Annotated in this window: 22 protein-coding genes; 10 read left to right on the top strand and 12 right to left on the bottom strand. The window is 62.7% G+C overall.

What is annotated here, in order from left to right:
• Position 1: 1 nt before the first annotated feature.
• A complete protein-coding gene (locus NKH13_RS17640) occupies positions 2-1,105 on the top strand; it encodes a FecCD family ABC transporter permease (RefSeq protein WP_352721076.1) in 1,104 nt (367 codons plus the stop codon).
• Positions 1,106-1,116: 11 nt separating this feature from the next.
• Positions 1,117-1,905, top strand: a complete 789-nt coding sequence (locus NKH13_RS17645; protein WP_352721074.1) for a heme ABC transporter ATP-binding protein — start codon at positions 1,117-1,119, stop codon at positions 1,903-1,905.
• A 13-nt stretch (positions 1,906-1,918) separates the two neighbouring features.
• On the opposite strand, the gene rirA is transcribed toward NKH13_RS17645, so the two are convergent.
• Positions 1,919-2,380: an iron-responsive transcriptional regulator RirA gene (rirA, locus tag NKH13_RS17650; protein WP_352721072.1), complete on the bottom strand. Its 462-nt coding sequence runs from the start codon at positions 2,378-2,380 to the stop codon at positions 1,919-1,921.
• 191 nt (positions 2,381-2,571) lie between these two features.
• On the opposite strand from rirA, the gene NKH13_RS17655 reads away from it, so the two are divergent.
• The 3 genes from NKH13_RS17655 to NKH13_RS17665 all read left to right on the top strand — a co-directional run bounded on the left by NKH13_RS17655 (position 2,572) and on the right by NKH13_RS17665 (position 5,022).
• Entirely contained in the window at positions 2,572-3,876 is a 1,305-nt protein-coding gene (locus tag NKH13_RS17655; RefSeq protein WP_352913323.1) for a DUF445 domain-containing protein, read from the top strand.
• A gap of 83 nt (positions 3,877-3,959) precedes the next feature.
• On the top strand, positions 3,960-4,388 hold the full coding sequence (locus NKH13_RS17660) for a phasin family protein (protein WP_352721069.1): 429 nt from the start codon (positions 3,960-3,962) through the stop codon (positions 4,386-4,388).
• Positions 4,389-4,524: 136 nt separating this feature from the next.
• A complete protein-coding gene (locus tag NKH13_RS17665; protein ID WP_352721068.1) occupies positions 4,525-5,022 on the top strand; it encodes a MaoC family dehydratase in 498 nt (165 codons plus the stop codon).
• A 30-nt stretch (positions 5,023-5,052) separates the two neighbouring features.
• On the opposite strand, the gene NKH13_RS17670 is transcribed toward NKH13_RS17665, so the two are convergent.
• Positions 5,053-6,456, bottom strand: a complete 1,404-nt coding sequence (locus NKH13_RS17670; protein ID WP_352913325.1) for an aminotransferase-like domain-containing protein — start codon at positions 6,454-6,456, stop codon at positions 5,053-5,055.
• A 105-nt stretch (positions 6,457-6,561) separates the two neighbouring features.
• Here NKH13_RS17670 and NKH13_RS17675 point away from each other — a divergent pair, with 105 nt between their 5' ends.
• Both NKH13_RS17675 and NKH13_RS17680 read left to right on the top strand, forming a co-directional pair.
• Positions 6,562-7,440 (top strand): DMT family transporter, encoded by an 879-nt coding sequence (locus NKH13_RS17675; RefSeq protein ID WP_352913327.1) that lies wholly within the window; start codon positions 6,562-6,564, stop codon positions 7,438-7,440.
• Positions 7,441-7,619: 179 nt separating this feature from the next.
• Positions 7,620-8,477 carry an alpha/beta fold hydrolase gene (locus NKH13_RS17680; protein ID WP_352913329.1) on the top strand — a complete coding sequence of 286 codons (858 nt, stop codon included), beginning with the start codon at positions 7,620-7,622 and terminating at the stop codon, positions 8,475-8,477.
• Here NKH13_RS17680 and NKH13_RS17685 read toward each other — a convergent pair.
• Complete coding sequence (locus NKH13_RS17685; protein WP_352721062.1) at positions 8,446-9,882, bottom strand: MFS transporter; 1,437 nt, start codon at positions 9,880-9,882, stop codon at positions 8,446-8,448. The genes NKH13_RS17680 and NKH13_RS17685 overlap by 32 nt on opposite strands.
• 140 nt (positions 9,883-10,022) lie before the next feature.
• Between NKH13_RS17685 and NKH13_RS17690 the strand changes: the two genes are divergently transcribed.
• Positions 10,023-10,916 (top strand): LysR family transcriptional regulator, encoded by an 894-nt coding sequence (locus tag NKH13_RS17690; protein ID WP_352721060.1) that lies wholly within the window; start codon positions 10,023-10,025, stop codon positions 10,914-10,916.
• Between the two features lies 1 nt (position 10,917).
• On the opposite strand, the gene NKH13_RS17695 is transcribed toward NKH13_RS17690, so the two are convergent.
• From NKH13_RS17695 to NKH13_RS17710, 4 genes are read right to left on the bottom strand one after another with little or no spacing between them, the layout of a single operon-like run.
• Positions 10,918-11,958: a zinc-dependent alcohol dehydrogenase family protein gene (locus NKH13_RS17695; RefSeq protein ID WP_352721058.1), complete on the bottom strand. Its 1,041-nt coding sequence runs from the start codon at positions 11,956-11,958 to the stop codon at positions 10,918-10,920.
• Between the two features lie 60 nt (positions 11,959-12,018).
• The gene (locus NKH13_RS17700) at positions 12,019-12,495 is read right to left on the bottom strand and encodes a DUF4262 domain-containing protein (RefSeq protein ID WP_352913332.1); all 477 of its coding nucleotides are present in this window, start codon (positions 12,493-12,495) and stop codon (positions 12,019-12,021) included.
• The gene (maiA, locus tag NKH13_RS17705; RefSeq protein WP_352913334.1) at positions 12,485-13,135 is read right to left on the bottom strand and encodes a maleylacetoacetate isomerase; all 651 of its coding nucleotides are present in this window, start codon (positions 13,133-13,135) and stop codon (positions 12,485-12,487) included. Before maiA ends, NKH13_RS17700 begins: the two co-directional genes overlap by 11 nt.
• Before the next feature lie 4 nt (positions 13,136-13,139).
• The gene (locus NKH13_RS17710; protein WP_352913336.1) at positions 13,140-13,850 is read right to left on the bottom strand and encodes a fumarylacetoacetate hydrolase family protein; all 711 of its coding nucleotides are present in this window, start codon (positions 13,848-13,850) and stop codon (positions 13,140-13,142) included.
• Positions 13,851-14,061: 211 nt separating this feature from the next.
• Between NKH13_RS17710 and NKH13_RS17715 the strand changes: the two genes are divergently transcribed.
• Positions 14,062-14,745: a response regulator gene (locus NKH13_RS17715; RefSeq protein WP_292662956.1), complete on the top strand. Its 684-nt coding sequence runs from the start codon at positions 14,062-14,064 to the stop codon at positions 14,743-14,745.
• 50 nt (positions 14,746-14,795) lie between these two features.
• Here NKH13_RS17715 and NKH13_RS17720 read toward each other — a convergent pair whose 3' ends face one another.
• The 4 genes from NKH13_RS17720 to NKH13_RS17735 form a co-directional block, all read right to left on the bottom strand.
• Complete coding sequence (locus NKH13_RS17720) at positions 14,796-15,299, bottom strand: hypothetical protein (RefSeq protein ID WP_352913337.1); 504 nt, start codon at positions 15,297-15,299, stop codon at positions 14,796-14,798.
• Between the two features lie 163 nt (positions 15,300-15,462).
• Positions 15,463-16,149: a DUF6392 family protein gene (locus NKH13_RS17725; protein ID WP_352913338.1), complete on the bottom strand. Its 687-nt coding sequence runs from the start codon at positions 16,147-16,149 to the stop codon at positions 15,463-15,465.
• A 3-nt stretch (positions 16,150-16,152) separates the two neighbouring features.
• A complete protein-coding gene (locus NKH13_RS17730; RefSeq protein WP_352913340.1) occupies positions 16,153-17,493 on the bottom strand; it encodes an ATP-binding response regulator in 1,341 nt (446 codons plus the stop codon).
• A 10-nt stretch (positions 17,494-17,503) separates the two neighbouring features.
• A complete protein-coding gene (locus tag NKH13_RS17735) occupies positions 17,504-18,643 on the bottom strand; it encodes an FIST N-terminal domain-containing protein (protein WP_352913342.1) in 1,140 nt (379 codons plus the stop codon).
• A gap of 403 nt (positions 18,644-19,046) precedes the next feature.
• On the opposite strand from NKH13_RS17735, the gene NKH13_RS17740 reads away from it, so the two are divergent.
• A complete protein-coding gene (locus tag NKH13_RS17740; protein WP_352913343.1) occupies positions 19,047-20,069 on the top strand; it encodes an acyltransferase family protein in 1,023 nt (340 codons plus the stop codon).
• 19 nt (positions 20,070-20,088) lie between these two features.
• Here the strand turns inward: NKH13_RS17740 and NKH13_RS17745 are convergent, their stop codons facing one another.
• On the bottom strand, positions 20,089-20,586 hold the full coding sequence (locus NKH13_RS17745; protein ID WP_502914236.1) for a GNAT family N-acetyltransferase: 498 nt from the start codon (positions 20,584-20,586) through the stop codon (positions 20,089-20,091).
• Positions 20,587-20,604 lie beyond the last annotated feature (18 nt).

Consider the following 20,604-nt stretch of genomic DNA (forward strand, 5'->3'; position numbering starts at 1 on the left):
GATGGCGGATCATTCGATCGCTGGTGCGGCGGGAATTATGGTGACGGCCGCCGAGGGTGACCGCTCGCGGCGCGCCCGCCTCGTCATCGTGCTGCTCTGCGTCGGGCTGGCTATCGCCGTGCTGTTGTCGCTGACCTCCGGCGCATCCGATGCCTCGGCCATCGGCGTCATGCACAACTGGCTGTTCGGCGCGTTGCCCGGCGACGCGGCGTTGAGCGCCCGCGACGGCCTGATCATCCATGACATCCGTCTGCCGCGCATCATTCTGGGCGTGCTGATCGGCGCATCGCTTGCCGTCTCCGGTGCCGTCATGCAGGGGCTGTTCCGCAATCCGCTGGCCGACCCCGGCCTGATCGGCGTTTCGGCGGGATCGAGCCTCGGTGCGGTCGCCGTCATCGTGCTTGGCTCGACCATGCTGGCGCCGCTGACTTCGGCGCTCGGCACGATGGCTCTGCCGCTGGCTGCGTTCTGCGGCGGGCTGGCGACGACATTGCTGCTCTATCAGGTCGCGACACGGCAGGGCCGGACCTCGGTCGCCACCATGCTGCTCGCCGGCATCGCGCTGGCGGCGCTTGCCATGGCGCTGACCGGCATCCTGATCTTCATGGCCGACGACCGGCAATTGCGCGACCTGACCTTCTGGCAGCTCGGTTCGCTGGGCGGCGCCACCTGGCAGAAGATCGGCTCGGTCGGACCGGTCATCGTGCTGGCGCTGGCGGCAATGCCGTTCCTGGCGCGCGGCCTCAACGCGCTGGCGCTCGGCGAGGCCACGGCCGGCCATCTCGGCATTCCGGTGCAGCGGCTGAAATACACCGCGATTGTCGGCGTCTCGGCGGCGGTCGGCGCGTCGGTCGCCGTCAGCGGCGGCATCGGCTTCGTCGGCATCGTGGTGCCGCATCTGCTGCGCCTGCTGATCGGCCCCGACAACCGTTACCTGCTGCCGGCATCGGCGCTGCTCGGCGCCGCGCTGCTGCTGTTGGCCGACGCCGTTGCCCGCACCATCGTTGCCCCGGCCGAATTGCCGATTGGCATCGTCACCGCGGTCGCCGGTGCCCCGTTCTTCCTGTGGATCCTGCTGCGCAAGCGCGGCGTCATCGACCTGTAAAAGGGGCTCTTATGATCGAAGCGCGCGATGTCTCGGTGGCGATCGGCGGCAAGCGCATTGTCGCCAATGTCGATTTCGCGGCGCGGCCGGGCGAAATCGCGGCCATCGTCGGCCCCAATGGTTCGAGCAAGACGACCTTCCTCAGAGCACTGTCCGGCGATCTTGCTTATTCGGGAGAGGTCACCGTCAACGGCCGCAATCTATCCGCGATGAAGCCGGTCGAGGCGGCGACGGTGCGCGCGGTGCTGCCGCAGGCGGCGACGCTGTCGTTTCCATTCACGGTGCGCGAGATCGTCAGGCTCGGCCTGGTCGGCGGGCGCTCCGGTGTGCTGCCCGGCGAGGACCAGCGCCTGCCCGAACGCGCGCTGGCGCGCGTCGACCTCGACGGTTTCGCCGGCCGCTTCTACCAGGAGCTGTCCGGCGGCGAGCAGCAGCGCGTGCAGCTTGCCCGCGTGCTGTGCCAGGTGTGGGCGCCGGTGCTCGACGGCAAGCCGCGCTATTTGTTCCTCGACGAGCCGGTGTCCAGCCTCGACATCAAACACCAGCTGATCATCATGGACATCGCGCGTGATTTCGCCAGATGCGGCGGCGGCGTGGTCGCCATCCTGCACGACCTCAATTTGACGGCGATGTATGCCGACCGGATTTTCGTCATGCATCGCGGCAAGCTCGCGGCTACAGGTTCGCCGCAACAGGTGCTCAGCGACGAGCTGATCGAAAAGGTCTTCGATTGCCGGCTGAAGGTCGGCGTGTTGCCGGCCGCAAACATGCCATTCGTATTGCCGCAATCGGCAGCTTAGGCAATCAGAGAAATCAGGCGGCCGGCGCCCTTTGCACCAGCATGTCGATGCCGAGCAGGTGTCGCACATTCGGGCGCGCCGCCACCAGATCGGCGATCGTGTAGCGCGACAGCACGGCGAAGAAGGCGTTGAGCGCTTCGCGCAATGCCGAATTCAAGGCGCAGCTGTCAATCAGCGGGCATTCGGCGGCGTCGTTCTCGAAGCACTCGGCCATGGCAAAGCTTTCCTCCGTCACCCGCACGACATCGAACAGGCTGATTGATTCGGCCGCGCGGCCGAGCCTGACGCCGCCATTCCTGCCGCGCACCGTTTCGATCAGGCCGTTTTCGACCAGCGGCTGCAGGATCTTGAACAGGAAAAGTTCCGAGACCGAATAGGCGGCGGCGATCTCGGGGATGCGGCTCAACCGCTCGGTGTTGGCGGCGCAATACATCAGAATGCGCATGGCGTAGTTGGTCTGACGGGTAAGCCGCATTGTGTCCTCACATAACAGTGGTTGGCGTCAATATGGCCTATAGTTTGGAACAATTCCAGACTGGCGCTGCATAATAGATGAATTCCGGCGTCAAGTTTGCGTGCACGATTGCGCGCACCGGAACCAGCGGCGCGCTTTCTGGGGCAGGCGACACTAGATAAGTTCGCATACACGATCAGGAGCGGCCCATCATGTCACGACCAGCCCCGGCATTTGCATCCGTCGCGTCCGTCCGGTTCGACGCCGATGCCGACGCCAAGCTTTCGGCGCTCAGGCGCACCAAGTTCGTCGCCGCCGCAGCACTTGCGTTTTGCGTGCTGGTCTTTGCGGTGGCGAAATCGCTCGAGAGCCGGCATGCGTGGTTGGGCTTCGTCGCCGCTTTCGCCGAGGCGGCGACGATCGGCGGGCTGGCGGACTGGTATGCGGTGGTGGCGCTGTTTCGGCGGCCGCTTGGCCTGCCGATCCCGCATACGGCCATCATTCCGGAAAACCAGAATAGCATCGCCGACAATCTCGGCCGCTTCATCGAGGTGAATTTCCTGGCGCCGGAACCGGTGCGCGAAAAGCTCGCCGAGGTCGACTTTTCCGCGCTGGTCGCGGACTGGTTGGCCGACCCGAACCGCGCCGCCGACCTGTCGCGCTTCGTCGGCCGGCTGGTGCCGCAGACGCTGGCGGCGGTCGAGCAATCCGGACTGCGCGGCTTCTTCACCAGCCGTATGCTGGAGCAGATCGAGAAGGTGCCGCTGGCGCCGCTCGCCGCCGAGCTGCTGTCGGCGCTGACCGACGACCGTCGCCACCAGAAACTGTTCGACGAGTTCACCAAGGTGGTCGGCCGCTTCTTGAGCGACGAGCAGGCGCTGGCGACGATGCGCGAGAAGATCCGCGAGGAACTGCCGTCGCTGTTCAACCTGTTTCGCGCCGACGCCTATCTGTTGAAGAAGATCGTTGCATCGGCCGGCTCGCTGCTCGATGAAGTGCGCGCCGATCCGCACCATCCGATGCGAGCCGAATTCGACCTTTTCGTCGGGACCTTCGTCGAGCGGTTGAGGACATCCAAACAATATGCCAGGCGCGCCGAAAAGCTGAAGCGCGATTTCCTTGCCCGGCCAGAACTCAGCTCGCTGGCCGGCGATATGTGGGACAGCCTGCGGCTGTTCATCGAACAGGACGCCAAGGCGCCGAATTCGATGATCCGCGACCATCTCGCCACCATGTTCGTCGAGGTCGGCCGCCATCTTGCCGACGACGCGCAGATCAGGGCCGACATGAACCAGGGGTTCATCGTGGCGCTTGCATCCTTCGTCGAAAGCCAGAAGAGCGGCGTGTCCAAATTCATCGCCGACCAGGTCAAGCGCTGGGACCTCGCGCAACTGACAAGGCTGATCGAAATGAACATCGGCAAGGACCTGCAATATATTCGCTTCAACGGCATGATCATCGGTGGCCTTGCCGGGCTCGTGCTCTACACCGCCGAACGGCTGTTTCTCGTCGGCTGACTCGTCCGAATGGACCGCTGAGCTTTGCTGCACTATCTTCCGTGCAGTGGTGGCGTTCACGGCAACAGGGGGAGAGAACCAGCATGGCAAAACGACCGGAGTCCGAGTCCTTCATCGACATGTTCAGCAAGTTCGGCCGCGACCTGAAGCTGCCGAATGTCGACGTCGAGGCGATCCTCGCTCACAACCGCAAAAACTTAGAAGCGCTGGAGAAGTCGGCCCGGGCGAGTGCCGCCGGAGCGTCGGCGCTGTTGTCCAGGCAACGCGAGATGCTGCAGGACACGCTGCGCGAAATCACCGACATGGCACAAAACTACAGGGCGCCCGGCAATCCCCAGGAAATGATGGAGAAGCAGGCGGCGTTCGCCAGGAGATCCTTCGAGACCGCGCTGAAGAATGCCGGCGAGATGGCCGAACTGGCGAGGGCGTCCGGCACCGAATCGATCGAAATCCTGCGCAGCCGCATCAAGGAGGCGATGGAGGAGATCCGCGCCGGCCACAACAAGAAGTAAGCTGTTCCCCGGCAGCACACTTGCCGGCGGCAAAGACCGGCGGCTCGGCCGAAGATTATGCGCTGGAATCGCATTGGCGAATTGACAGGGGCGGCCCGTCGTGGTCCGGAACAGGCAAGCGATCGGGAAAGCAGGAATGACGCAGATACGGCCGAGGACGCCGCCGACCTTCGAGCAACTCAGGGCGATGGCCGGGCAGGAGTTGGGCGTCTCGGACTGGACAGTGGTCGATCAGCACCGCATCGACCAGTTTGCCGAATGCACTGGCGATCATCAATGGATCCACGTCGATCCGGAGCGGGCGAAGCGGCAAAGCCCGTTCCGCACCACCATCGCGCATGGCTATCTGACCCTGTCGATCATCGGCGCGCTGGCGCTCGAGATGGGCATCGTACCCGAAAACACGCAGGCCGCCTTCAATTACGGTTTCGACAAAGTGCGTTTCGTGGCGCCGGTCAGGGTCGGCTCGCGGATCAGGCTGCGCACCACGCTCTTGTCGATGGAAGACAAAGGTCCGGGGCAATATCTGATGAAGGCTGCCAATACGGTCGAGATCGAAGGCGAGCAGAGGCCGGCGCTGACCGCCGAGACGCTCGTCATGCTTTATGCGCGCCGCAAGCGGGCCGGCACCTGAGAGTTCAGCCTCAGTTTTGCGGCAGCGCAATCAACGCGACATCGCGTCTTCAAGCGCCCTGAAAATCCGGTCGCCTCCCGATTGCGCGACGTTGAAGCGCATGTAACGGCTGGCCGACCGGGACAGGCTGAACGCATTGCCCGGCGCAAGCACGACATTGGCCGACAGAGCGTGGCGGGCGACATCTGCGGCATCTATCCCCTCCGGCAGCCTGCACCATAAAAACATGCCGGCCGGCTGATCTATCCATGGCATGATGCCGATCGCCCTGAGGCGGGTGCTGCTTTCTTCCATGGCGCGCGAGAGCCGCGCGCGCAGCAGATCGACGTGCTTGCGATAGAGACCGTCCTTCAGCAGCGCCAGTACCAGTTCGGATGCAAGCCGACCGCTGCCAAACGACGTGGCGATCTTGAGATCGGTCAATCCTTCCATCCAGTCGCGAGGAGCGGCGATGAAGCCGCAGCGCACCGATGCCGACAGCGTCTTGGAAAAGCTTCCGACGTGGATGACCCGGCTGAGCCCGTCGAAGGCCGCCAGCCGGGGCGCGGGCGTGTGTTCGAAATCGGCGAAGATATCGTCCTCGATGATTGTCAGCCCCGACTGGTCGGCGAGCTTCAGCACCCGATGAGCAACGACCGGCGACAATATCGCGCCTGTCGGATTGTGGAGCGCCGAATTGGTAATGTAGAGGCGCGGCCGATGCTCGTTCAGTGCCTGCGCGAACAGCTCGATGTCCGGACCCGAGCGCGTGTAGGGGACGCTGATCACCTTGGCCCGATGGGCGCGCAACAGGGCATGGAAGTTGAAATAGCAGGGATCGTCGACCAACACAGTGTCACCCGGTTCGAGCAGGAACCGGCACAGCAGGTCGATCGCCTGGGTGCCCGACTCCGTCAGCATGATCTGGTCCGGAGAGGCTTCGATGCCGTGCTCGGCCATGCGCCGCGCCAGCAGATGGCGCAGCGCCGGCAACCCGAGCGGCGTGCCGTAGTCGGTCAGCGCGGCATCGTCGGCGCGGGCCATCGTCCGCAGCGCGCGGCGCAATCCGGCCTCGGGCATCCATGACGCCGGCAACCAGCCGCAACCCGGTTTCAGGACGCCGTCGCCGGCTTCCAGCGATTGGCGCGAGACCCACAGCGGGTCGACAGCACGGTCAAGCCTGGGGCCGATCTCGGCCAGCGACAGCGGAGCCAACTGTCCGGCGGCATAGAAACCCGAGCCTGGCCGCGAGCGGATCATGCCTTCCGCCGCTAGACGCTCATAGGCTTCGACCACGGTGGACTTGGAAACCTGCATGGCCTTGGCGAAAGCCCGGATCGAAGGCAGCCGCATTCCCGGTGTCAGGCTGCGCGCGGCGATCCTGTGCCTGATCGTCGCCATGACGCTTTCGACAAGCGTCCGGCTGCCCTCATCTGTTGTCGTCTGCTCATCCATCCGTACTGCTCAGCCTACCATGACGGTTTTGTCAAACTGTACCTCATTGTCTCTGGCGGAGCCATACGCCCGGCCCGATAGAGGGCGAAAACGAGCGGAGCATCAATGGACAAGGCGGCAAGTGGCTGGGCGGCGAGTGGCTGGGTCAACGGGTTCATAGGCGTGCTGATCTTCAGCGGTTCGCTTCCGGCGACGCGCGTGGCGGTGATGGATTTCGATCCGGTGTTCGTAACGGTCGCCCGTGCGGCGTCGGCGGGCATCCTCGGCCTGGCGCTGCTGCTTCTCTTTCGCCAGAAGCGCCCGGAGCGGCGAGATCTGCTCCCGCTGGCGATCGTGGCGCTTGGCGTCGTGGTCGGCTTTCCCCTGCTGACGGCGCTGGCGCTCAAGCACATCAATTCGGCTCACTCGATCATTTTCGTCGGCCTGTTGCCGTTGGCGACCGCGATCTTCGGCGTGGTTCGAGGCGGTGATTGCCCGAAGCCGGCGTTCTGGCTGTTCTCGTGCCTCGGCAGCGTCCTTGTCGCCGGTTTTGCAGTCACCCAAGGCCTGTCGGTCTCGCCGCTCGGCGACATCTTAATGCTGGCCGCCATCATCGTGTGCGGATTGGGCTATGCGGAAGGAGCGGCGCTGTCGCGCAAGCTCGGCGGTTGGCAGGTGATCTCGTGGGCGCTGGTGCTGTCGCTGCCCGTCATGCTGGCGCTGACGTTCATCACCATGCCGCCGTCGCTCGAAAGTGCCGGCAGGGGCGCCTGGATTGGCCTGGCCTATGTCTCGCTGTTCAGCATGCTGATCGGTTTCGTGTTCTGGTATCGCGGCCTGGCGCAAGGCGGCATCGCTGCGGTCGGGCAGTTGCAACTGCTGCAGCCTTTCTTCGGCCTTGGGCTGGCGGCAGCGCTGCTGCATGAGCAGTTCAGTCCCGCCATGATCTCCGTCACCGCCGCCGTCGTGCTTTGCGTCGTCGGTGCCAAGAGATATGCGAGATAGGTGCGCCAGCATACTCTTGAACTCGATACCATCGCGTCCAATTGATACCAAGAGCTGCCGACCTGGCGAAACGACGCCTCTGAGGCGCCGAATCGGCCAGCGTGACGCAAGGAGCGAGGTGGCCTGCATCGGCGTGGAGGAAAGGTACAATTTTGGTGCCTGGGGTCCAGAAGATAGCCTTGTCCTCCGGTGGTGAGGTGGCCGTCCGGACGGCTGGTGACGCTTCCAAGCCCGCGCTCGTGCTGCTGCACGGCTTTCCCAGCTCCTCGCGGACGTTTCGCGACGTGATTGCCCCGCTTTCCGGCAGCGTCTATGTCGTGGCGCCTGACCTGCCGGGCTTCGGCGCGTCCGATCTGCCGCCCGAGGCATCGTTCGACATGCTGGCCCGCGCGATTGACGAGCTGCTCTCGCGTCTCAACGTTGGCCGCAGGTTTCTCTATTTGCATGATTTCGGAGCCCCGGTAGCGCTTCATCTCGCCATGCGCGCGCCGGAACTCGTCGAAGGCCTCGTTATCCAGAATGCCAATGCCCACCGCTCCGGCTTTGGTCCGCAATGGGCAGACACATTGGACTTCTGGGCTGCGCCGAATGCTGCGAACCAGCAGGCCGCCACCGCCCATCTGACCCTCGAGGGAGCCCGCGACCAGTACGTCGCCGGCCTGCCAGCCGAGATCGCGGCGCAGATCGATCCAGGTAATTGGATTGAAGACTGGCGGGTCATGTGTCTGCCGGGACGACTTGATCTGCAGAAGGCGCTCATTGCCGACTACGGCCGATATGTCGACCGGTTCGGGGAAGTGGCTGATTATCTGGCGAAGCATCAGCCCCGAGCGATGCTTTTTTGGGGTCGCCACGATGCCTTCTTCGACGTTGCAGAGGTTCAGTCCTGGCTTATGGATCTTCCCCGGATGGAGGCTCACGTCTTCGACGCAGGCCATTTCCTTCTGGAGACGCATGCGCTCAGGGCTGCTGAACTGATGCTGGAGTTTGTCGCTGGCGGCTCAGCTAAGCGTGCTGGCCGCGGCGATCAGAAATAATCGCAAGGATCAGCGCCGCCACGACCAGGGCCGTCGCGACCTGGAAGGTGACCTGCATGCCGCGTGCGGCTGCCGCAGATGCCAATATCTGCTGACCGGTGCCTTCGCTTCCGCCAGCCGATGCGAAGGCAAACACCGCGCCCATCACCGACGCACCGGTGATCAGGCCGAGATTGCGCGACAGATTGAGCAGGCCGGAGACGACGCCGCGCTGGTCGGATGCCACATCGGTCATCACGGCTGAATTGTTGGAGGTCTGAAACAGGCTGTAGCCGGTACAGACGATGATGATTGGTACGACATAGCCGGCAATACCGAATTCCGCCCGCGACAGAGCAAAGGTACCAATAGCGAGATCGAACAGGCCGACGATCATCATCCGGTGCGCCCCGAAACGATCGACCAGGCGTCCGGCCGGCAGTGCCGCCAATGCGGTAACCAGAGGGCCGGTCGACAGGACCAGCCCGACCATGGCTGCGTTCAACCCAAGTGCGCGCGACAGATAGAATGGCGCGACCACCAGCGTCGCCATCATCACGGTGGCGACGATCAGGTTCATGGCAAGGCTTGCGTTCAAGGCGTGATCGCGGAATCTGGCAGGTTGAATCAAGGGGTTCTCGGCCCTTGTCTGCGCAATGACGAACAGCAGGCCAGCCACGGCGGCGGCAATCAGCAAGCCGACATTGAGAAAACCAAAACTGCCGCGCCCAAGGGTCATGGCGAGCGCATAGGCGGCCAACGTCAGAGCGAGCAAAGCCGTGCCGATCCCGTCGAAACCGCGCCGATCCGGTTCCGCTGTCTTTCTTCCGGCCGGCAGGACGCGCCAGGCGAGCGCGAAGGCCAGCGCTCCCAACGGCAGATTGATGAGGAAGATCGCGCGCCAGCCGAGGCCGGCGATCAGCAGTCCGCCAAGCGAGGGGCCAAGCGTGGTGCCGATCGCCGACATGGCGCCGAGCAGGCCCATGGCGCTGCCGGTTTTTTCCCGGGGAACCGTGTCGGCGATAAAGGCCAGCGTCAGAGCCATCATAACGGCCGCGCCGAGCCCCTGTGCCGCCCTTGCGGCGATCAGCAGCCAGAGCGTCGGCGCGAGCCCGCAAAGCACCGATGCGAAGGTGAACAGGGCAATGCCGCCGAGCAACAGCGGTCGGCGGCCGAATATATCGGCGAGCCGCCCGGCGCTGACGATCAAGGTGGTGATGGCGAGCAGATAAGCCAGGACAACCCATTGCACGAGCTGGAACGATGCGCCGAACGCCTGCATCAGCGATGGCAGCCCGACGCTGGCGATGCTGGTGGCGAGCGACGACAGCAGCGTTGAAAGCGACAGACTTGCCAATGCCCATCGGGCCGAGCGGGCGCTCACCGGGGCAACTTCGTTCCAAGTCTTTTCAGCGATCGATGCCAAGGTGAACTCCTTTGCCGACAGCCCCAGGATCGGAGCTGCCGCAAGCTATTCCCCGGCTTGATGTGGCGGAAGACGCAGCACTTGCATTTTATTCGTGCATTGAACGCCACGTCACGATTGAACTGTGCTACGGTCCCTCCATGTCGTCGCCCGATCTCAATCTGCTTGTCGCCCTCGATGTGCTGCTGACCGAGGGCAGTGTGGCGCGCGCGGCCGGGCGGCTACGCCTCAGTCCCTCGGCGATGAGCCGGACGTTGGCGCGGTTGCGCCAGGCGACAGGCGACCCATTGCTGGTTCGGGCCGGCCGTGGCCTGGTTGCGACGCCGCGCGCACTGGAATTGCAGCAACAGGTAGGCCGCGTCGTTCAGGATGCGGAAGCTCTCCTGAGCCCGGCCAGGCTCCTCGACCTCTCTGCTCTCGACAAAGTCTTCACGCTGCGCGCCAACGAAAGTTTCGTCGAGGAGTTCGCGCCGCGTCTTGTCGCCCGCATCGAAGCGGACGCGCCCGGCGTGCGGCTGCGTTTTGCGCCGAAATCCGACAAGAACGACATGGCGCTGCGCGACGCTGGGATTGATCTTGAAATCGGGGTTGCCGGTGAAACGAGCCCTGAAATGCGCATTCAGGCGCTGTTTCGCGACCGCTTCATCGGTGCGGTGCGAACGGGACATAGACTGAGCGAGGGCCTTGTGACGCCGGAACGCTATGCCGCCGGTCGCCACATCAGCGTTTCGCGGCGTGGCCGCGAAAAGGGCCCGATCGACGAGGCATTGAAGCCGCTGGGCCTCGAGCGGACGATTGCGTGCATGGTTTCCAGCTTCTCGGCCACGCTCGCCATGGCGCGCGCCTCCGATCTGATCGCCAGCGTCCCCGAGCGGCACACGCTGGGCGCGCGCGCATGCATGTACAGCTTCCCGTTGCCGGTCGATGTTGCCGAGGTCACCATCTCAATGCTCTGGCATCCGCGGCTCGATGCCGATCCGGCGCAGCGCTGGCTGCGAGCCTGCGTGCGGGAGGTCTGCGCCTCTTTTCGTTAATCTAGAATCTAGTCACCACGCCGATGCCGATGCCTTCGAAGCCGCCCATCGCCATCAAAGCGGCCGGCGCCTCCTCGAGGCTGATCTTCTTGCCGACCAGCAGTTCGGGTTTGAGCTTGCCGGTGCGGATCATCTCCATCATCGCCTGGTAGCGAAACGCCTGCATGCCGTGGCTGCCGCGGATTTCGAGCTCGAAGGCGATCACCTTGTCCATCGGTATCTGCGGCCTTGCGTGGTCGCCGAGCATCAGGCCGACCTGCACGTGGCGCCCGCGGCGGCGCAGGTTCGCGATCGAATTGAACGAGGTACTGGGGTGGCCGAGCGCGTCCATCGACATATGCGCGCCGCCATTGGTGATCTGCTTGACCGCCTTGACCACGTTCGGCGTCTTTGCCGCGTTGATCGTCGCCACCGCGCCGATCTTTTTGGCGAAGTCCAGCTTCTCGTCGGTGAGGTCGATGGCGACGACATTGGCGCCCATGGCGCTGGCGATCATGATCGCCGACAGGCCGACGCCGCCGCAGCCATGCACGGCCACCCATTCGCCGGGGGTCACGCGGCCCTGATCGACGATGGCGCGGAACGAGGTGACGAAGCGGCAGCCGAGGCTGGCGGCAGTGGCGAATTCCATCTCGTCGGGCAAGCGCACGAGATTGGTGTCGGCATGGTCGATGGCGACATATTCGGCGAACGATCCCCAGGCGCTGAAGCCGGGCTGGAACTGATGCTCGCAGACCTGGTGGTTGCCCGAGGTGCATTCGAAGCAGCGGCCGCAGCCGACGGCAAACGGCACAGTGACGCGCTCGCCGCCCTTCCAGCGGGTCACCTGGCTGCCTGCGGAGACCACGACGCCGGCCAGTTCGTGGCCCGGCACATGCGGCAGGCGGATGCCGTCGTCGTGGCCCATCCAGCCATGCCAGTCGCTGCGGCAGAGGCCAGTCGCCTCGACCTTGATGACGACGCCTTCCGGTGCCGGCTCCGGATCGGGAACGGTCTGGATCGTTGGCGTTTCGCCGAACTTTTCGAAGACGACGGCTTTCATGACAAGGCTTTCATAAGTTTCAATTCAATAACGGCGCATTGGTCAGGCGGTTGTTCGGAGTTAGCTTGATGCCGGCGGCGTGTCGAGAAGCGGTTGCCGCTTTCGAAACCACTCGCTCGCTTCAGGATCCCACGGCCAGATGCCTTCGGTCGTAGGATAGATAAGCTGCATAACCCGGAAGCCCAGGCCGTCGTAGAACCAGATGTCCCAACCGAAATGTTCAGGGTAGTGCTCCACATGGACCGAGCCGAACTGACAGTCGAAGCCGCCTATGAAACCAGACGATCGCTGCCCGATGCGGAAAATCTCGCCGTTGCACACCCGTCTGCAGTATTGGTTGATGACAGACTGGGAAAGCTCTGGCTTCAGCCCGACAACGACCAGTTCAGGAGCATTGAAATTGTGCTCTATCCCCACCGAGTAGCTGAAAGGCGGATGCTCGCCTTCTTCCAGCACATACAGAATGTGGCAGCCATATTCTTCGATGTCGGCGAGCGTTTTCGCTTCATCTGGATCTTTGGCTTCTCTATTCGGCATCGATCTGGTTCTCCGGCGCGGCCTTCTGGAACGCCGGCAGCGCCATGCAGGCGGCATGGATGCGCGAGATAGTCGGGTAGGGCGTCATGTCGACGCCGAAACGGGCATTGCTGGTGACCTGCGCGACCAGGCAGATGTCGGCCAGCCCCGGCGTGTCGCCGTGGCAGAATGTCTTGGTCTCGGGCGAGGAAGCCAGAATCTTTTCAAGCGGCTGGAAGCCTTCGTTGACCCAGTGCCGGAACCAGTTGACGACATCCTGGTCGCCGGCGCCGAACAGTGTGCGCAGCGAGGTCAGCACGCGCAGATTGTTCACCGGATGAATGTCGCAGGCGATCATCTGCGCCAGCATCCTGACGCGAGCCCGGCCGGGTGCATCCTTGGGCAGCAGCGGCGGCTCTGGCGTGGTCTCGTCGAGAAATTCGATGATTGCCAGCGACTGCGTCAGCAGCGTGCCGTCGCCCAGGATCAGCGCCGGCACCAGCCCTTGCGGATTAACCGCGAGGTAGGCGGGATCCAGATGCTCGCCGTGGCGCAAATGATGCGGCACGTACTCGTAGGCCAGGCCCTTCATCTCCAGCGCGATCCGCACCCGGTAAGAGGTCGAGGAACGGTAGTAGTTGTGAAGGATGAGGTCGCTCATCGGATCACGGGCCCGGTTGGCCAATAGTCAGTTCGATTTCGCCGATGCCGTCGACGCCGCCGGTGATCTTTTCGCCCGGCCCAATGGCGCCGACGCCAGCTGGCGTTCCGGTGAAGATCAGGTCGCCGGGCCGAAGTTCTACCGCCTCGCTGCAAATCGAGACGATGTCGGGAACCGGCCAGATCAGTTCGGCGAGGTCGCCGTCCTGCCTGATCTCGCCGTCGACCGCGAGCCAGACGCGACCCTTTTCGAGATGACCGGATTTTTGCGCCGGGACCAGCGGGCCGCAGGGCGCTGAGCGGTCGAAGGCTTTCGACCAGTCCCACGGCCTTGCCGCCTTTTTCGCCTCGTCCTGAAGGTCGCGGCGGGTCAGGTCGACGCCGACGCCGTAACCCCAGACATGGTCCAGCGCGCGCTCGCGCGGTATGCGAAAGCCGGCTCTGCCGATCGCGACGACCAGCTCGATTTCGTGATGCAGGTTTTGGGTCAGCGGCGGGTAGGGGATCGTGGTGCCCGAACCGACTGCCGCGTCGACCACCGCGTCGCCCGGTTTGGTGAAGAAGAAGGGCGGGTCGCGCTCGTCATTGCCGAGCTCGCGGGCATGCGCGGCGTAGTTGCGGCCGACGCAGAAGATCCGGCGCACCGCAAAACGCTCCGGCGAGCCTGCGACGGCTACCGACGGGGTTGCGGGCAGGGGAAGGACGAAGCCGGTCATGCACTGTCTCTGTTTCAGCGGATCTGTCCCCCGCACATTCGGCCGATTTGGGCGGACGGGCAAGGCATTGGATGGCGGAAGAGCCAGGCCTGTCGCATGGCGCCGCGGAAATCATGGGCACATTCTGCTTTAGCAAGCCAGGATGGCAATGTACTATTTGCCAATAAGCTGGCCATGGTTGCAGGACTATTCTAGGCCAGACCAAACCGAAATGAAGCTGATGACCGATCGCGCCAGGTTCCTGATCATTGACGACCATCCGCTGTTTCGCGAGGCGCTGCACAGCGCCGTGCAGATGGCCTATCCGGAGGTCGACACGGTGGAGGCGCGCTCTATTGCCGAGGCGCTCGAGCTTCTGACGGATGCCAAGCCGTTCGACCTGGCGCTGCTCGATCTCAGTATGCCCGACGTGCATGGCTTCGACGGACTGCTGCAGCTCAGGACGCGTTATCCGCGCCTGCCGGTGGTCATCGTCTCCGGCTATGAGGAACCGAAGATCATTTCCGAGGCGCTGTCCTATGGTGCGGCAGGCTTCATCCCGAAATCGGCGCGCAAGAGCGATCTTGCCGCGGCCATCCGCTCGGTGATGGAAGGCGCGATCTATGTTCCTGGGAGTTATGAGGGCCGGCCGCCCGACGCCAACAGCACCGACCGCGCCGAGATGGTGCAGCGCCTGGCCACGCTGACGCCGCAGCAGCTCAAAGTGTTGCAGATGCTGCGCCAGGGCCTGCTCAACAAGCAGATCGCCTATGAGCTGCAGGTCGGCGAGACCACCGTCAAGGCGCATGTCTCCGAAATCCTGCGCAAGCTCAACGTCTACAGCCGCACCCAGGCGGTGATCGAGGTCTCGAAGCTCGACAATGCCGAGCTGTTTCGGGACCATGCGGGGTTTTGATCTCACGGTCGCCTGCGAACAAAGATGGACTCTTCACCCCTTCTGTTGTTCTAAATTTTCATCAAAAAAACCGAACCAAGATAGAAGATTCCAGCTTTGTTATATAAATGAATACTTCCTCCATCGTGCAGGCGAAGACCACGGTCGGAATCGCTGTCAAACGTTTTATCGTAGTTGAATCCGACAGAGTTAATCATTAGATATTCCACAACGTTACTCATTTGTAATAGTTTTTTGGAAATTCTTTCGCTATCAAGCTTTGGAAGCCTGATCTCGCCCTTACTGGTTTTCCCAGGATATAAGCCGTAGTACCGAACAGTTTTCAATTCGTTTGTTTCGTCTAGTCCGACCTCGAGGTCGTCGAAGCACATTATATTCTCCCCTTTCTCCCAAAAAGGGTCGGGACCAAGCGCCCGATTGATGGCTTCCGGCACTGACGTTTCATCAAGTTGGTACACAGCCTCTCCTCGAAGAATGCGCCAAAAGGGAGATGTATAGTGTTCAACTTTTTTCTTATTGCTGTTGGTCATTGTTTTGTTCGGCACACCCTTCATTGCCCCCTTGTTCCCCGGCAGCGTCGTTCTTGGCCTTGTCCGCGACGGTTTCAATCACTGCAATTCAAAATCGGTGACAGGTGCACCATGTTTCTTTCGTCGCCTGCCTCATTTTCGTGGGTTCACGGCTTTGCCGATTTGCACCGCAACCCGGTCAGCTGCGTTACCTAGTGCGGCAGACCGGGAACGATAAGGCGGGCGAGGCGAGCCGTGCAGTCGATCTACGGACAACGACGGCCGGGCGAACAGTAGAAAAGTGCACTGTCACCGTAATTTCTAAGGTAGGCGGCGATCCCTCGGGGAGGTCGTCAGTTATGTCTTCCCATCCGACGGGCAAGTCGAAGGTGATGCCGTAGAACTGCACTATCATTGTGGTTTCCCGGGTCCTCTCAGTCGCGCATGGCATGCCCGGCATAGTCAACGGCACCGCGTCGGCGCGCATAAGCGTCACCCTTGTTATCCGGTTTGCATGAGCGTGATATGAGATATGTATTGAATGATGCGCCTCGTCGAAGCGGTCCCAACGGCCGTATTCACCCAAAAAAGGATCTCTCCGTGCCGCGCCGCTTTTTGAGGGCACGCCCAATATACGCAGCACGTCGTTGCGGCTGAGTGAAAAGGAAATGTCCAGGAGGCTTCGATCCAAATTATCAGCCTCTATGAATATGGTGTCTATTTTTTCATCGCTATCGCAGATGAAGGAAAATCTGTTACGCGCAGAAACGTAGTCTATGCGGATTTCCGGAAGATCATTGTCAACAGTTCGTTTGAATTCCCAGGACTCAAACGGCGGTGACGTCAAAGGAGATGACGCCGGTTTTCCCAAGTAGTCGAGGATCGCGTTAGTCATTCTCTAAGCCAGCAGATGTGCCAGCAACGCCCTCAGCTGCGCTGGCTTCAGCGGCTTGCGCATCAGCTCGATGCCGGCGGCGCGGGCGGCCTTGGCGACTGTCTCCGAGCCGTCTGCGGTGACGATCAGCGCGGGCACGGCGCGACCGAGATAATCACGGACCTCGGCGATTGTGGTGGTGCCGAGGTCGCCGCCGTCGAGATGCTGGTCGGCTATGACAATATCTGGCAACCAGTCGGTATCGCCAAGCATGTCGAGCGCGTCACCGGTCGAAGTGGCGGGGCGCACCAGGCATTGCCAGCGCTCGAGCAGGGAGGTCATCGCCTGCAGCACGTCGATGTCGTTCTCGACCAGCAGCACCTTTGTGCCGAACAGGCCGTAGCCACGCGGCCGCTCCATCTCGGCGGTGCTGGCGATTAGATCGGCTGTGTCGCCGATCCCGACCGGAACGTCGATATGGAAAATCGTGCCATGTCCGACCTTCGACGAAAACGTGACGGGATGGCCGAGTGCCGCGGCGATGCGGCGCACGATGGCCAGCCCCAACCCCAGCCCGCCGGCGGCAAGCCCGGCATCCGTCGGGATCGCGCCGCGATGGAATTCCTCAAACACCGCCTCGCGCTGGTCGTCGGGGATGCCGCAGCCGGTATCGGCGACGTCGATGCGGATCGTGTCGCCGCGATGCCTGGTGCCGACCAACACGCCGCCCGAGCGGGTATAGCGCAGTGCATTGGACAGGATGTTCTGCAGGATGCGGCGCAGCAAGGTTCGGTCCGAACATACGAGCGCATTGACCGGCCGGAACTTCAGCGTCAGCCCCTTCATCTCCGCGACCGGCTGAAAATCCGAGCGCAGAGACGAAAACAGCGTCTCCAGGCTGACATCGGTGATGTCGGGCTGCACGACGCCGGCATCGAGCTTGGAAATGTCGAGCAAGGTGCGGAGCAGGTCCTCCATCGTCTCAAGCGATCGCTCGACCTGGCGGACCAGGTTTCTGCCTTCGTCGCTGGTCTGTACTTCGGCAAGCGCCGAGACCGACAGATGCGCGGCGTTCAGCGGCTGCAGCACGTCATGGCTGGCGGCCGCCAGGAACCTGGTCTTGGACAGGTTCGCCAGCTCGGCGTTTTCCTTGGCCGCGTTCAAGTCGATGTTCGACTGCTCCAGCCGGCGCAAGGTCGAATGCAGCTCTTCGGTGCGGTTGCGCACCCGGTTCTCGAGCGAAATGGCGGTCTGGAACAGCGAAAAGGCATTGCCTTGCTGGTCCATGGAACGCTCGACGCGGCTGATCAGCGCGGCGTTGATCTTCTTCAGCCTTTCCAGGTCGTCGATGTTCCTCAGCGGCATCCCGGATTTCCTACTCCGCCGCTTCGGCCGCGTTGCGTTCACCGAAGGCGATGCCGGTAAAGGTCTGGTTCAGATGCATCGAACGGTACTGTTCGCCATAGGTGCCGAAGCCGAGGACGTTGTTGACCTTGTAGAGTTCCGAAATCTCGCGATAGACTTGGCGGTTGCGCGCGTCGAGCCGGCGCAGCACGCAGTCGAAACCGAGGATCAGGTCGATGCCGCCAAGCCTTTCGCGGACGTCGCTGAGCGCGGCGCGGGTCGCCTCGACCATGTCCTTGGGCTGGGCGACGGCAAGCACGACACCATCGTCGATGGCGCAGAAGAACGACAGCGAGCCGTCCGCGTGCATCTTCTGGATTGAACGGCAGTAAAATTCGCCGCCCACTTTCACCACCACCGGGTGCGAGGCAAAACTCAGTGGCGTCAGCATCTGCGCGACGACGCCGACCGAGGCGGCATATTCCTCGGCGGCATTGGTGGCGTTGAATTCGCGCACGATGCGGTGGTCGGGATCGGATGCCGTCACCACCAGCTTCTCGTCGGTGGGAACGAAATTGTCGGTCTTGAACACGTGGAAAGGAATTTCCGTGGTGATCAGCACGATGATGGCGCTGTCGGAGGTCACTTTGCCGTTCGAGATCAGCCGCGTTGTCTCGAATTTCAAATCATCGCCAGCCGACCCGCCGATCAGTGGAATATCGTCGAGCCCCCAATGGATGGCGGAGGTCACCGCTTCTTCGGCATAGGACAGCCCGTCGATCAAGCAGAGCGCGAAAGTGGTGTCGGCTCGCTCGTGCCCGAGGCGCTCGCGTAACGAACGTCTCAGCGCCTCGACTTCGCCGGTAATCCCGTCCATGCCCGATGAGGACAGATTTTCGACCATGGTGCTGGCTGCCGAAAACGATGCGGAGGGAAACAGCATAGCCAGGATCTGGCCTTCCTCCAGCCCTTTGGGCGTTATCTCACCGGCCGTCGAGCAGCCGGCATAGTGGAGCGCCGGCGCGTGGGTCTTCAGCGCTTCCGACAGGGCGACGGCCTCTATGAGACGCTGCGAGAAAAACAGGAGGGCAAACCCGGCGTCGATGGCCACTGCTTCCGCTGCCACCGCCCGGGCGAACGCATCCGCGTCAGATTCGTCGGTGGTGAGCACCGAAAGGCCGCATGCATAGCGCGTCCGTGACTTGGCCAGCGGCTTCCTCCTCCATTTCCTCCGACGCTTTTTTGTGCGCGTCTGGCGCGCCGGCGTCGAGGTCATTGTTGTCTTGAAGCGGCGCTTTGGCAATGAGCCAACATGATGGATTTGAAGTTTCTGCCGTTTGACGGCGTCCGCGCGGCCGCTCACAGACGGAAGGCGACATCGCACCGCGATGGCGGCGGCTGCCGCCAACGCCTGAGACTGCAGACCGTCGGTTTTGGGAAGGGCCTTGATGGCCCCTTTTTTGTGCGTCCCGTACTTCGGGCGTGTCGTTATCTCGCACTTGCACAAAGTTTTAGTGCACTGCAATATGGCTGAGAATGCGGCCTCCAGCCCGCCTGTCGCAGAAGGGACCGGCATGACGGACATCTCCGCGACGCGTCTTGTAGTGTCCAGGCCTGTCGCCGACAGCTCGGCAAGAACCAGGCTTGCCTATCTCGACGGCTGGCGCGGCCTGTCGATCGCGCTGGTGCTGATCGGCCATTTCTTCCCCGTTCCCGGCATCAATCTCGGCGTCCTGGGCGTCGAATTCTTCTTCGTGCTCAGCGGCCGGCTGATGGCCGAGATACTGTTCGTCGAACACTATCCGCTGAAAAAATTCTTCAAGCGCCGGTTCTCCCGCATCTACCCGGCACTGCTGATTTTTGTCGTTGCCGCGATGGTTGCCTTGTCCGGCACGTTCATCGCCTTTAAGTGGAAGGCGGCGCTGACGGCGCTGACATTCACCTACAACTATGCCGGAATTCTCGTCACCCGCGCCGGCGCGCTCGACCATATCTGGTCGCTCTGCGTCGAAGAGCACGCCTATATCATCCTGGCGCTGATCAGCGTCGTCGTCTCGGGGCGGTCCCGGGTCATCGTGCTGCTCGGCGCATTGTCGGTGCTGGCCATGGCAAACGGCGCCATCTCATACTGGGCGCTCGGAATAGGCTACGAGGGCTCCTATTGGCGCACCGACGTGCACATCGCCTCGATCCTGCTGTCGGCGGTGATATGCCTGCTCAAGGCCGACGACAGGCTGCCGGCGCTGCTCAAGGGTCCGCATGTCGCCCTGGCGACCTCAGTCATAGCTGTGCTGCTTTTCATGGCTGCCGTGCCAACCCCGATCCACTATCTGGTCGCGGTGCCGCTGTTGGCGCTCGCCGTCAACTCGCTCGACTTCAGCAGCCGGCACCTGACCGGGCTTCTATCCTCCCTGCCGATGACGATGCTGGGGCTGTGGTCGTATTCGCTCTATCTTTGGCAGCAGCCCTTTTACCAATTCGTCGACATACAAGGCAGTTCGCCGTGGCTGATGCTGGCGGCGGTGTTCGCTTGCGCGCTGTGCAGCTACTACATCGTCGAAAAGCCGGCCCGCTCCTGGCTGAACCGCAATTGGTAGGGCGAACGGCGCACGCCGTTCAGCCGGCAATCCGCCTTGCATAATACCGTACCGCCTTCTTGCCGCCGTGGATTACCGCGTCACCCACTTCCACAAAGCCGAGTGCGGCATGGAAAGCGTCCGAAGCCGGATTGGGCGGCTCGGCATTGACTTCGCAGGTGACGATCGCCTGGCCGGCGCGTGACGCCTGCTCGAACAGATCCTCATACAGCCGGCGGGCACGGCCGCGGCCGCGCGCTTTGGCGTCGACCACGACACGATCGACATAGACGAACCGCGGATAGCGCTGGCGAAACCACAGGAAGTTCGGGCTGTCATAGCTGGCGTCCTGGTCGAAGGTCATGATGAAGGCTTCGAGCGTGCCGATGCGGCGCGTGTAAAACGCTTCGCCGAGCAGGAAGGACAGGCGCTCGGGTTCCAGCCACGACAATTCGGCAGCATGCTCGTTGTTGAGCGCGAGGATGGCGGGCTCATCACGCGGCGAGACCTGCTCGATCGGGAAATGCGTTTCAATCATGTTTTCTTCTGTCATCCG

Source organism: Mesorhizobium sp. M1348 (genome assembly GCF_040317925.1).
Taxonomy (GTDB): Bacteria; Pseudomonadota; Alphaproteobacteria; order Rhizobiales; family Rhizobiaceae; genus Mesorhizobium.